Source organism: Chitinophaga sp. ARDCPP14, assembly GCF_051362515.1.
In the GTDB taxonomy this organism is placed as follows: domain Bacteria; phylum Bacteroidota; class Bacteroidia; order Chitinophagales; family Chitinophagaceae; genus Chitinophaga.
The window spans coordinates 1-288 of the sequence record NZ_JBKIXB010000039.1; the positions used below are offsets into that span (position 1 = coordinate 1).

Below are 288 nucleotides of genomic sequence, written 5' to 3' on the forward strand. Positions count from 1 at the left end.
GTAATCATTGTAGACCCGAGCAGATTTGAACTGCTGACCCCTACATTATCAGTGTAGTGCTCTAACCAGGCTGAGCTACGGATCTGTTTATCAGACAAGGTTGGCTGATACTATCTCACTAACCGATCCAGTCCATAACCAACTTGACTTAATAAAATTTAAAAGAACTTATGTGCATGGCACCTGGCGTGTAGCCATTTGCGTTAGCAGCAAATAAATTTAAAAGAAGGAAACAACAGCTCTCAGGATAATGAGCTCTAAAAAGGAGGTATTCCAGCCGCACCTTCC

1 tRNA gene is annotated in these 288 nt (G+C 42.4%); it reads right to left on the minus strand.

Features of this window, described 5'->3' with window-relative positions:
- Window positions 1-10 precede the first annotated feature (10 nt).
- A tRNA-Ile gene (locus ACLHR0_RS31680) sits at window positions 11-85 on the minus strand.
- Between the last annotated feature and the right edge of the window lie 203 nt (window positions 86-288).